Annotated in this window: 10 protein-coding genes; 1 reads left to right on the top strand and 9 read right to left on the bottom strand. The window is 47.2% G+C overall.

Translation table 11 applies throughout. The features are described 5' to 3' along the window. Positions 1 to 250: 250 nt before the first annotated feature. The 9 genes from AB4Z29_RS19535 to yicI all read right to left on the bottom strand — a co-directional run bounded on the left by AB4Z29_RS19535 (position 251) and on the right by yicI (position 9,179). Positions 251 to 907 (bottom strand): 3D domain-containing protein, encoded by a 657-nt coding sequence (locus AB4Z29_RS19535; RefSeq protein WP_441944677.1) that lies wholly within the window; start codon positions 905 to 907, stop codon positions 251 to 253. Positions 908 to 1,029: 122 nt separating this feature from the next. Next, a complete protein-coding gene (locus tag AB4Z29_RS19530; protein WP_441944676.1) occupies positions 1,030 to 1,851 on the bottom strand; it encodes a CAP domain-containing protein in 822 nt (273 codons plus the stop codon). Positions 1,852 to 2,087: 236 nt separating this feature from the next. Next, positions 2,088 to 2,774 (bottom strand): peptidoglycan recognition protein family protein, encoded by a 687-nt coding sequence (locus AB4Z29_RS19525; RefSeq protein ID WP_441944675.1) that lies wholly within the window; start codon positions 2,772 to 2,774, stop codon positions 2,088 to 2,090. Between the two features lie 131 nt (positions 2,775 to 2,905). Beyond that, positions 2,906 to 3,742: a DUF4097 family beta strand repeat-containing protein gene (locus AB4Z29_RS19520; protein ID WP_441944674.1), complete on the bottom strand. Its 837-nt coding sequence runs from the start codon at positions 3,740 to 3,742 to the stop codon at positions 2,906 to 2,908. After that, complete coding sequence (locus AB4Z29_RS19515; protein ID WP_441944673.1) at positions 3,739 to 4,296, bottom strand: HAAS signaling domain-containing protein; 558 nt, start codon at positions 4,294 to 4,296, stop codon at positions 3,739 to 3,741. Before AB4Z29_RS19515 ends, AB4Z29_RS19520 begins: the two co-directional genes overlap by 4 nt. Next, positions 4,293 to 4,613, bottom strand: a complete 321-nt coding sequence (locus AB4Z29_RS19510; RefSeq protein ID WP_183559080.1) for a PadR family transcriptional regulator — start codon at positions 4,611 to 4,613, stop codon at positions 4,293 to 4,295. Before AB4Z29_RS19510 ends, AB4Z29_RS19515 begins: the two co-directional genes overlap by 4 nt. A gap of 213 nt (positions 4,614 to 4,826) precedes the next feature. Next, positions 4,827 to 5,849, bottom strand: coding sequence for a Gfo/Idh/MocA family protein (locus AB4Z29_RS19505; RefSeq protein WP_183559082.1), 1,023 nt, complete (start codon positions 5,847 to 5,849; stop codon positions 4,827 to 4,829). A 31-nt stretch (positions 5,850 to 5,880) separates the two neighbouring features. Next, positions 5,881 to 6,651: a sugar phosphate isomerase/epimerase family protein gene (locus tag AB4Z29_RS19500; protein ID WP_441944672.1), complete on the bottom strand. Its 771-nt coding sequence runs from the start codon at positions 6,649 to 6,651 to the stop codon at positions 5,881 to 5,883. A 206-nt stretch (positions 6,652 to 6,857) separates the two neighbouring features. Next, positions 6,858 to 9,179, bottom strand: coding sequence for an alpha-xylosidase (yicI, locus tag AB4Z29_RS19495; protein ID WP_441944671.1), 2,322 nt, complete (start codon positions 9,177 to 9,179; stop codon positions 6,858 to 6,860). A 171-nt stretch (positions 9,180 to 9,350) separates the two neighbouring features. Between yicI and AB4Z29_RS19490 the strand changes: the two genes are divergently transcribed. Continuing rightward, on the top strand, positions 9,351 to 10,262 hold the full coding sequence (locus AB4Z29_RS19490; RefSeq protein ID WP_441944670.1) for an AraC family transcriptional regulator: 912 nt from the start codon (positions 9,351 to 9,353) through the stop codon (positions 10,260 to 10,262). Positions 10,263 to 10,287 lie beyond the last annotated feature (25 nt).

Raw genomic sequence — 10,287 nt, 5'->3', positions numbered from 1 at the left:
TCAATAGCCTTCATTTTTACCTCTACGGGGTAACTCACTCTTGTTCCCAAGCAAAAACACCTCCAAGTTGTACGATTATTTTACAATAGTCGCATCTTCAACTTAAAGGTGTTTTATTTTGTCTCACGGTTTGGGGTCAGTTCCATAATCCTCTGCACCGCTTTTTTTTGAATTTTCTACTTATTTTTATAGTGCGAGCTGTTTCTTCAGCGAGCGACCCCCTTTGAGTCAGCCCGATTTTCTTTTACAGCTATTCAAGAATAAAAACTTTAACGTCTTGGAAGCCAAATGACAATGCTTGACTTGTTACGCCAGGTACGAAAATATCAATCCTATTGCCTTTAATCGAACCTCCGATATCCGTGGCTGTCGCGACCATGCCGCCTTGCGGAAGCCCGTTGTAGTCATAGCCCGTAACGTATAGCTTCGTTCCAAGCGGAATCATTTTCGGGTCAACCGCAATGGTTCCGACCTTAAGCTTATCGCCGAAATAATCAACGGCTCCCCATTTTCCATTCTCTGATGCTGCAGCAGTATATGCCGTTGCTTGAACGCTTATCGATTTGGAGTAAGCGTATTCTTTCCCGTTTATCGCTGTTATCGTCTGAGCAGATGCATCCTCAGTTGCTTTCATGGCAACAGTCTTTTGGACTGCCCCTGAAGAAACCGCTGCTTGCTTCGCCGCTACTGGTATGTTCAGCTTCAATCCCTTATATATGTTCTGCGAATTAATCTTTGGGTTCGCTTTCATCAGCGCATCCACGGAAACGTTATATTGTTTGGAGAGCTTCCAAAATGTATCATTGTCAGTCGTTGTATGTGTTTTTGAAGCTGCGTCCACTGTGCCTGCCGCCATCATAACGGATAATCCAATTACGGCAGCTGCTAAAGTACGTCTTTTAAACATGCGGTAAATCCTCCTGTGCGTCCCCGAAGTTTCACAACTTCGAGAGCGTTATTGATAAAGAAGGTCAAGGGCGGCAGCCGCCCTCAACGAATTGCTGCAAAGCTATTTTTAACTTGCTTGTACTAGCCGATAAACATTTGCACCCATTCACCATTTACATATCCAACGCCGATTTTAGTGAAGTTATTGCTCAGAATGTTCGCCTTGTGACCAGCGCTATTCATCCAAGCCGTCATAACGTCCTGTGGCGTTTTTTGGCCCGAAGCAATATTCTCACCAGCATAAGAATAAGTTACGCCGTAAGAACGCATCATATCAAATGGCGAGCCGTATGTCGGAGATGTATGGCTAAAGTAATTGTTAACATCCATGTCTCTTGCTTTCTCCGTTGCTACTTTCGTCAGCAAAGCGTCGCTTTTAAGAGCGGATAATCCGGCTTTTGCACGTTCTTGGTTAACGAGGGCAATGACTTGCGATTGTATAGCAGTCAAGCTTGTTGAACCTGAGCCTGTATTCCCTGAGCCTGTGTTTCCAGTTGTCGACCCACTACCCGAGTTGCCTCCAGTCGTATTGCCTGTCCCAGTGCCAGGCTTCGTTACCGTACCAGTTCCGCTTCCAGTGCCTGTCCCTGGTTTTGTTACTGTACCTGTTCCGCTTCCAGTGCCTGTCCCTGGTTTTGTTACTGTACCTGTGCCAGGTTTAGTTGTTCCTGTTTGGCTGCCAGTCGGCCATTTAATTGTACCGCCGTTCAAAAACTTGCTAATGTCTACTCCGTATCTATCTGCGATCTGCTGAATCGTATCTTGACTGATTATAATGGTTTGAAAGTTGGAGTATGTTTTCACAACCGGTGCTGCACTTGCTGATGGAGCTGTAAATCCTGCGCCGATTACCGTTGCTGCGATTATACCTGCGACACCTACGCGAATGGGTTGCATCTTCATGAATAATTCCTCCTAGAATAAGATAAGTTTTTTATACAAAAGCGACTTGCGCTTCCTGCTGAATTCCAGCAGCGCATTCGTTTTGTTTGCGTGTTGTTCTTACCGACGCCACTTATCTTACCATGGGGTTTTGGCCGATTCATGGCACAAAAACTGGTAATCATATGAAAACAGCCCGCAATACTGCACCGCTGCTGCTTTATGAGAATATGCTCATCAGCTGATTTGGCGCCTATTTAAAGCTGTCCGCTTGCTTTTCTGAGCTCATTGGCCAAACGATGAATCTCTTCACGCTCCGCTTTCGTTGTAGCTGCAAACCAAGCCGGAGACAACCATGTCGAAATGATTTTGTTCGCATCGGTAGGGCTCATATCGATATCCCTCCAATCACGAACGAGCTCCAGAAACGAGGCTTTGTTAACCGAGCTGCCTGGGCATGTTTTGGCCGGATTCATTTCGCGGTGGAATTTAATTTGCGAGTCCGGCAGCTTCCATTCCTTCGCAATATGGCTTGTCAGCTTAACGGCTGTGGCAAGTTGCGCCCCTTCGAGCTTCTCTGCTCCAATATCAAAGTTTCCGATCATCTCGAACATGAATGGATGGATACGGTCATTGTCCGAATCATTATAGCCAACCGCAGAGGCGGGAGCTTCAAGCAGCGAGCGGCCCTCCCATATATAACCATCCGGATCGATCGTCGCATGCTGAGCAATATCTCCCCAATTCTGCGTAACAGCGTGAAAGCGCCACATCGCTTGAATGATTTTCATCTTGTCCGATGCTCTGCGATAATCTGCAATCGTCGGCTTCCATGTGCCATGTACATGAATCTGCGAGAACTTTACTTTCGTTATAAAAGGCTTCAAATATGATACGTATTCCGCATAAGTAAACCTACGGAAGTTTTTGCGTTCGACAGCCATGTTGCATCCCTTCCCTTCGGATTAACAGTTGCTATAGTATATGCTGCAAATCGAATACCCGAGACGGCACGCATACAAAATAGCAGGCTGTGAACAATATTGTCCAAAGCCTGCTTTTGCTTTTTATTTTCTTAACGGTTTCCTAGCTTAATATTCCCGGTATCAGACTCTATGCTGATTTTGACATCACCTGAACCGATAGAGCGTTCTACCGTGTTGCCAGACTCCTTGTCTATTTCAAATCCCGACCAATCGATTTGGCTTCTTCCTGTATCTTTTCTAATTTTAATCGATGCTGAATCTGGTTGTTTGTCGACTTTAACCGTTATATTGCCTGTATCTGTATTGAAGGACACGTCACTTTGCAATTGTGCGGCTTCCAAACGGATATTTCCGGTATCCGTCTCGCCTTTGATCATTCCTTCTCCATCCGTAAACGTCGCGTTCCCTGTATCGGTATCGAATTCGATTTGCTTGAAGCTATAATTGGAAATGTTCAAATTTCCCGTATCAGCTGAAAGGAGAAGCTTGTTGCCTTGGATTTGGTCGATATCAATTTTACCCGTATCCGACTCCACATCGAAGGTGTCCCATATTTTATCCGGCAGTTCAATAGTCATTTTAAGGTTTACGATCGAGATGCCAAAATTAAAGCCGTTTTTCGTATCGCCGACGATATATAACGCATCTCCCTTTTTATCTGCTTTGAAAATAATCTTATCCTTAAGCTTTTTACTAACATTGCCTTCAAGCTTCATCTTTACATCCTGCGAATCGCTGTGTACGAAAGTAATATCAAAGGTATCTGTCTCCGTATGGATGGACCTGATATCGGAAGCATCCACCGTGATTTCATCCGTATAGGTATCCCCTTTAAACTTAATCAGGTCGTTTTCATTAAAAACGAAAAACGCGCAGATGATACCAATTCCGAGCATAATGATCGCAATAGCAGCCAGCTTCTTCATTTGTTATTCCCCTTTACCATTCTTGTGTTGAATTTCAAATATTTTAACGTCATTTTATAGAAGGAAGCCGTCAGCGCCTTTAATCCAATGAAAAGCAGAATAGCAACAGCGGTTGTAATGATGCTTACGGTTAAGGCTTGAGGCATGCTGAATGTCTCATTCAATAGGCTCTCAGCAATGACCGCTAAGCCTGCAATGCCGATAGATGCCGCAACCGCCCATAATGCTAGAAGGACCGCGGCTAACGCAAGGTATGGACCCAATATGAAAATAATATTGAATAAGCCGAGGCTCACCGTGGCGAACACCGCTTTGGATAGCTTCCCAAAGCTGCTGGTGCTCTCAGCCTGGTCTACGCGATAGCCTAGCAATATTTCGTTTGCGATCAGCTTAGGGTCTCCGAGCTCAAGGGCTGCATCCTCCTCGCTCTGTCCGTTCTCAACCGCTTGCTGAAAGTGAATATAATAATCGTACAGCCATTCCTTGCGCTGTGGCTCCGGGATAATAGTAAGCATGCCTTCCAGCTCCAACATATATCGATCTCTCGTCGTCATGGCTTCAAACCTTCCTCTATAATTTCATTTACGGACTGCGTGAAGCTTTCCCATTCGGCAATCAGTCTGCGCATGTGGCTCCAGCCTTCTTGCGTCAATTGATAATATTTGCGAGGCGGTCCTTCATTGGATTCCTTCAAATAGGTCGAGAAGTATCCGTCCTGTGTCAATCTGCTGAGCAGCGGATAGACGCTGCCGACGGCTACTTCGAACTTCTCGGATATTTTGACAGCAAGCTCATATCCATAACGATCGCCCCTCGTTGCCAGCACCAGAACGCATATTTCCAGCACGCCCTTTTTAAATTGGATGTTCATTTCCTGTCCTCCGTAAGCGAACGAACAATACATTCGCTTCAAAATAAATAATATCATGCATCGTTTACTATTCATCAATACAGTATAGTTGGCTGCGAGTGTTTTCTCTTTTTTCCAATTTAACACATACTATTCTACAATGCAAGATAGTGTTCAAAAAAGAATACCTCCGGCGGTTTGGCAAATGCCAACTCACCGGAGGTATCCAACTCATTAGTTTACGCTAATAAATTTACCCGTTGCTTGCGATTCGAATGCGCAAAGAATAACTTTCAAGGAAGCACGGCCATCTTCCCCGCTGACAGCAGGAGTCGTATTCGTTAGGATGCTCTCAAGGAAAGCATTAACTACGCCGCTTGTTTCTTGCTTATCGTTAGTGGAGATCGCTCCAACCTTATGCTTCTCAATCGTGCCGTTGCGAAGCTCAACGATTACTTGGTCATCGTGATGCGTACCGATTTTCATTACGCCGTTCTCGCACCAAAGAATCGTACTGTTGTCCTCGCCTTTGTAGTAAGTCCAGCTAGCTACAAGCGTGCCGATTGCGCCGCTCTTCATGCGAAGCAAGCATGTTGCGTTATCGTCAACCTCAGTGTCTTTTTTGTCCAGCGTCGCCACAAAGCCGGCAACCTCTGACACTTCATCATCAAGCATCCAGCGGATAAGATCGGATTTATGAACGCCTAGATCGCCCATAGCGCCCATAATTGCTTCAGGCTTGCGGAAGAACCAGCTCTCTGCGCCGTCAATACTCCAAGCATCCGGTCCAGGGTGACCGAATGATGTGCGGAATGTAAGCACTTTGCCAAGAATGCCTGATTTCAAAACTTGCTTAGCTTTCACATGCGGCGGCATGAAGCGTTGGTTATGGCCAACCATCAGATGAACGCCGTTTTTCTTAGCCGCTTCGATCATCGCTTCCGCTTCTTCGTCCGTTACGGCCATTGGTTTCTCTACCAGCACATGCGCGCCGGCGTTTGCCGCTGTAATCGACATCGATGCATGCAATGCGTTCGGTGTACAAACACTCACCGCATCCGGCTTGATCTCAGCGAGCATCGTTTCATAATCTGCGAAAGCTTTGCCGCCATGAAGGTTAGCGAAATGCTCTGCGCGCTCAATGATCGGATCAACGAAAGCGACTAGCTCTACGTTATCATGAGCCGCATATTCCGGCACATGACGGTATTTCGAGATGGAACCACAACCTATAACTGCTACGCGTACTTTAGACATTAATATTTTCCCCTATCCATTCTAAGTTAAATTATTGGTTAAGAAAGTTCTTTTTCATCCATTCCATGCTTTCCGCAACCGCTTCAAGCGGCGGGTTCGCGCATGTGTCCTGCTCTACGATCAACCATTCAACCGATGCCTTAGACGCTGCGTCAATAATGTCCAGAAGCGGCAAATCGCCTCTGCCAAGCTCGACGGTATCGATCTGCTGACCCTTTTCGCCTGCGCGGAAGTCTTTCAGATGCAGAAGCGGCAAACGGCCTGCGTATTTTGCAATGTAAGCAAGCGGATCAACACCGGAATATTGCACCCAGCCAATATCCATTTCAACTTTTAAATACTGCGCATCGATACGCTCATACATCGCATCAAACACGATTTGACCGTCAATTTCCACTTCAAATTCGAAATCATGGTTGTGGTAAGCGAAAGAAATGCCCGCTTCGCGGAAACGCTTTCCATACTCTTCGAATTTGACGAGGTGGTTGCGCCATGCGTCTGTATCGCGTGAATCAGCTGGAAGCCATGGACAGATCGCATATTTAGCTCCAATGGTTTGAAGATAAGCGATTTCTCCCTCAAGGTTCCCTTCAAGAAGATGCAGGCCAATATGGCTTCCGATTGCTTTCAGGTTCAACTCTTGCAGCAAATCACGCATATCTTCAGCTTTAATGTCTCCGTAGCCTGCGAATTCAACGCCCTCGTAGCCCATAGCCGCAACCTGGCGAAGTGTGCCTTCGAAATCCTGTGCCGTAGCATCCCGTACTGTGTACAACTGCAAACCAACATTCATTCGTGTCATGTGAGCCGCACTCCCTTGTATCTATTATTTTGATGTATTTGATTTTGCTTTCCGACTTTCATTATATCGGCAGTGGCAAGTGAAAAACAGCTATTTTATTAACATTTTCTTATGCGATTTTGGTAAATGCTCGTCTTTCTCCCGAATAAAGAGGAGCAGCCCCCTCAAGTCCGCTCAAGACTGTGAGAGAGCTGCTGCTTATATCCTTAGATATGAATGGTAAACGCCAATTGTTTAGGGCCGGCGGCAAGCTTCAGAATGCTGCCATCCACTTCCCCCGTAACACCGTCTACGGAAACGATTGAACCGAGACCTTTCAGCGCGAACGAGAACGGTTTGCCGCTGCCGTCGACTTGAACGGAAATCGCTCCGCCTTGGCGGCTAGCTGTAACCGTCAATTCCGTATGGCCTTTTACATCGCGAACGATCGTTGCTGCTGTTTTTCCATCCTCCAGATTATGAAGCTCCAGCGATACGCCGTCTGCATAGTCATAGTCAGGACGAACATCGTTAGCGCCAAGCGCGATGATCGAGTTCGGACGAACGAATAGCGGTAGGCTGAAGAAATCATGCTTCTCCTTGCGCCACGAACCGCCATCTACAATCTCGCCGGACAGCAGATGCGTCCATTTGCCCGCTGGCAAATAATAAGTAACATTGCCTTGCTCGTTAAAGATCGGAGCCACCAGCAACGAATCGCCAAGCATATATTGACGATCAAGAATCTCGGTAGTTGGATCCTCAGGGAATTCCAGCACCATCGCACGCATGGATGGCAAGCCGAGCTCCGTTGCTTGTACAGCCGTGTTGAACAGATAAGGCATAATGCGGCATTTGAGCTTCGTGAAGAAGCGGGTTACGTCCACTGCTTCCGTGTCATATGCCCAAGGCACACGGTACGATTTGCTGCCGTGAAGACGGCTATGGCTGGACAGCAAGCCGAACGCTAACCAGCGTTTGAATACATGCTCAGGAGCCGTATTCTCGAAGCCGCCAATGTCATGGCTCCAGAAGCCAAAGCCTGAAATGCCGAGCGACAATCCGCCGCGCAGGCTCTCCGCCATGGACTCATAGTCCGCATAGCAGTCTCCGCCCCAGTGAACGGGAAACTTTTGTCCGCCAGCTGTTGCCGAACGGGCGAACAACGCAGCTTCGTTTTTGCCAAGCTTCTCTTCAAGCACTTCAAATACCACTTTGTTGTAAAGCTGAGTATAGTAGTTGTGCATTTTCATCGGATCGGATCCGTCGAAATAAGCTACGTCAGTCGGGATTCGCTCGCCGAAGTCTGTTTTGAAGCTGTCAACGCCCATATCGACAAGCTCGCGCAAGTAGCTTGCATACCATTCGCATGCGGCTGGATTCGTGAAGTCAACGAGTGCCATGCCCGGTTGCCATAGATCCCACTGCCAAACATCACCGTTTGGTTTCTTCACTAAATAGCCATTTTCCTTGCCTTCTGCGAACAAACGGGAGCGCTGCGCGATATATGGATTGATCCATACGCAAATTTTCAGCCCTTTTTCTTTCAAGCGTGACAGCATGCCTACAGGATCCGGGAAGACGCGCTCATCCCATTTGAAATCCGTCCAGTGGAATTCACGCATCCAGAAGCAGTCAAAGTGGAAGACATGCAGCGGCAAATCACGTTCCGCCATTCCGTCTACGAATGAGTTAACAGTCGCTTCATCATAGTTAGTCGTGAATGAAGTCGTTAGCCACAGGCCGAATGTCCAAGCTGGCGGAAGAGAAGGCTTTCCTGTCAAATCCGTGTATTTGCCCAGAACTTCCTTCATGCTTGGGCCATCGATAATGAAATATTCAAGCGACTCGCCAGCCACGCTGAACTGCACTTTCTTTACTTTTTCCGATGCGATCTCAAACGATACAAGCTCCGGGTGGTTAACGAACACGCCGTAGCCTTTGTTCGTAATGTAGAAGGGCACGTTTTTGTATGATTGCTCAGAGCTTGTACCTCCGTCTTTGTTCCATAGGTCAACGACTTGGCCATTTCGTACGAATGGCGTAAAGCGCTCGCCTAGTCCGTATACCCATTCGCCGACACCGACGTCAAGCTCCTCACGCATAAAGGTATTGCCGTTGTCTTCTTTAATATAAGCCATCGACTTCTGCGTGCTGCCCGTAATGCGCTCGCCGTCGCGATAGAAATCGACTGCCCATACTGGACCTTTGCGTATGTGAACGCTCAAGCTTCCGCTAGTTAGCACAGCTTCTTCGTCATTCTCTTCAATAACGACATGGTTCCCCGTCTGCGAGGAAAGCTCGAATACCGGTCCGCGCTCTGTCACGCCGGCATGATGCACAAGCTTTACACCGATAATGCCTGGAAGCGGCGAATGGAAGTGGACGGTCAACAGCATCGTATCCAGCATATTGGAGCGTGTTACGATTGGCTGCGGCGATGCGTAAGCCGTCAGCTTTCCTTCATTTTGCTCGAAATCATGTACTTGTACGGCTCCTAATATTTTGTATTCATCACGAATGAGCCAGTTACCGTCTGTAAATTTCATGGACTGAACCAACCTTCCTGTTTTGTTTTATTTGCATTCCTACATAATTGCATTATACTGATTATGAATCCAACTAATCTAACAAAATAATGCTCATCTATAGCACTATTTTGACGAAATGCCTCTACTTAGGCCATCGCACCCTTTTCGAACACAGGAGGCCGTTTCCAAATGGATCAAACTACGCGCCATTCATTAAAGGAAGACCGTCTGCATGGCGACAACATGTTCCCGCTTGCTGCTTACTGGATCGAACATAGCGAGCCCGGCGTTCCCGTTCTGGATTGCCACTGGCATGCAGAGGCTGAGTTTTTTTATGTGCTTGAAGGGGAAGTGCTGTTCCAGGTAGACACCGATTATTTTCCCGTTCGAGCAGGCGAGGCCGTTTTTATTGACGGCGGCGATATTCATGCCGGACATGCGCTTGGAGACAAGGCTTGCTCCTTCTGCGCCATCGTCTTTGACACCCATTTGCTGTCAAGCGCAAGCTATGACGCCGTACAAGAGCAATACATTTCGCCGCTTCAAGACAAGAAACGCACGTTTCCTAGACATATTCAGCCCCAAACCAAATGGGAAATTGCGCTGCTTCGCCATCTGCAAAGCATTATGGACATTTGCGAGACACCGTCAAACGGTCTTGAAACAGCCGTCAAAGGCCATTTCTACTTAATGCTTCATGAAATTGCAGCAGAAGGACGCTTCTGCAACCGGAGCGAGACCAGCACATCCGACACAACCAAAATCGACAGGCTGAAGAAAGCCATTGTTTATATGCAGCAAAATTTCCACAGGCCGATCCGCATCGTCGAAATCGCCGATCAGATTCCGATGAGCGAGGGCCAATTCTGCCGCTTCTTCAAAACAATGACGAGACAGACGCCTATCGAATACTTAAATGCGTACCGGATCAGACAAGCGGCCGATCTGCTGCTTCGTCCGGAGCTTAAAGTATCGGCGGTAGCGCTTGATGTTGGCTTCGACCATATCAGCTACTTCGTTAAAGTATTTCGCAAAATGATGAAATGTACACCTTCTCAGTTCCGCAAAAAGCAGCTAGAGGCATCAGAACGCCGAGTTTGATCGGCAATAACGCTGAAAATACGGC

This window comes from Paenibacillus sp. 2TAB23 (genome assembly GCF_052115165.1).
Taxonomy (GTDB): Bacteria; Bacillota; Bacilli; order Paenibacillales; family Paenibacillaceae; genus Pristimantibacillus.
This window is presented reverse-complemented; position numbering and strand designations above follow the sequence as displayed.